Origin of the sequence: Bacillus sp. SIMBA_005, assembly GCF_046535585.1 — a bacterium.
Taxonomy (GTDB): Bacteria; Bacillota; Bacilli; order Bacillales; family Bacillaceae; genus Bacillus; species Bacillus pumilus.
On the sequence record NZ_JAWRWI010001064.1, the window covers coordinates 1 to 241 of the forward strand.

Sequence of the window (241 nt, forward strand, 5' to 3'; positions counted from 1 at the left end):
CGAGACCACGAAGAATACAGCCCCGAGCGCCGCATAGCCCGCGGCCCCCGCGATCATTGCGCTCCCCTGCACGCCCTGGTATAGGAAACCGAGGCCGGCGAAGACCGAGATGCCGCCGGAGAGCATCTGCGGCACCTGTCCGCCATTGTGGCGATTGCGGATCGCCGCGACGAGCTGCGGCACGCCGGCGACGATCGCCCAGACGCCCCAGACCGCGACGGCCGCGGAGATCGACATCGAT

At 69.3% G+C, this 241-nt stretch carries 1 protein-coding gene; it reads right to left on the bottom strand.

Annotated features, from left to right (window positions below):
- Nucleotides 1–241 (bottom strand): DUF308 domain-containing protein (locus tag SB660_RS23380; protein WP_410584958.1); only part of this gene is annotated, 241 nt, incomplete at both ends.